The 1,201-nt window shown below is 58.7% G+C and carries 2 protein-coding genes; one reads left to right on the forward strand and one right to left on the reverse strand.

The window, feature by feature from the left end; all coding sequences use genetic code 11:
* Positions 1-288: 288 nt before the first annotated feature.
* Positions 289-1,143 (forward strand): LysR family transcriptional regulator, encoded by an 855-nt coding sequence (locus M3149_RS22625; protein ID WP_251711605.1) that lies wholly within the window; start codon positions 289-291, stop codon positions 1,141-1,143.
* On the opposite strand, the gene M3149_RS23245 is transcribed toward M3149_RS22625, so the two are convergent.
* On the reverse strand, positions 1,106-1,201 hold a 96-nt coding region (locus tag M3149_RS23245), incomplete at its 5' end, for an IS3 family transposase (RefSeq protein ID WP_353056840.1). The genes M3149_RS22625 and M3149_RS23245 overlap by 38 nt on opposite strands.

The raw sequence follows: 1,201 nt of genomic DNA on the forward strand, positions 1-1,201 counted from the left end.
CGGCCTGCTTGAGGAAGCCGATGATTTGTTCCTCGGTGAATCTGCTCTTCTTCATGTCCGTCATTCTCCTGGTGGTTGACGGACTTCACTAACTTCAGCCTGGTACGGCTGGTGGGGGGCAGGTCACAGAAGGCGAAAGCCGCAGGGGGCACTAGGGATGTCACCTGCCCGAGTGCCATGAGCGCTCGGAGTGGTCATTGATCCGGAGAGGCGCTGAGCGTCGATCTGTCGAAGTCCCGGCAAGTAGCTTAAAGGCCATTGAAGTAGATGACGGATCGTTTTGATGCAATGAACCTGTTCGTACGGGTCGCGAGAACGCGTAGCTTCTCCGAAGCCGCCCGTGAGCGTGGTGTTTCGCAGCCAACCGTGTCCCGCGCGATTGCCGGGCTGGAGAAGGAGCTCGGTGTGGCGTTGTTCGCACGGACCCCCCGCGCCGTGACGCTTACTGAAGCTGGCTCTGACTACTTCGCTCGTGTCGAAGTCGTGTTGAGAGCATTGGACGAGGCGACTGACGCAGTAAGAGGAACCGGAGTTCTTAGTGGCATGCTGCGGATAGGGACGTCGTCAAGCTTTTCCCAGCGCGTACTGATTCCTCGACTGCCGGCTTTCATGTCGGCTCATCCGCAGCTTCGAGTCAACGTGCTTTCGGACGACCAACGACTGGATCTAGTCGCGCAGGGCATTGACGTGGCCCTGCGCTTCGGCGTGCTTGAAGACTCCTCCGCCGTGGCACGGCGGGTCCACTCCTGGCCGCGTGTTGCCGCCGCCTCTCCCCGCTTCCTCTCGAAAGTAGGGCGCCCGGAGTGCCCCGCTGACCTCGCAAACTTTCAAGTGTTCGCTGGTCCCTCGGGAAGTGGCTCTGGCGTGACACTGCGCAAGGGAAGCCAAATATCCTCCGTCAAAGTTGATAACCGCTTGATCCTCTCCAGCAGCGAGGGCTGTAACGCCGCAGCGGTTGCTGGCATGGGCATCGTCATCACCAGTTCCCTTAGCTGCGCCCAAGAGCTTTCTGAGGGATCTTTGGTGCGAATTCTGGAAGATTGGGATCTGGGTGATGTTGAATTGAATGCTGTCTGGGCTTCCCCCAGTTTCCCGGACGGTTTGCTTAGCCCATTAAGCCTTGCTCAAAGTCGACTGGGCTGAGGAAGTCTAGCTTTGAGTGTTTGCGCACCGGGTTGTAGAAGCGCTCGATGTAGTCGAA

This window comes from Hydrogenophaga intermedia (assembly GCF_023715105.1).
Lineage (GTDB): Bacteria > Pseudomonadota > Gammaproteobacteria > Burkholderiales > Burkholderiaceae_C > Hydrogenophaga > Hydrogenophaga intermedia_A.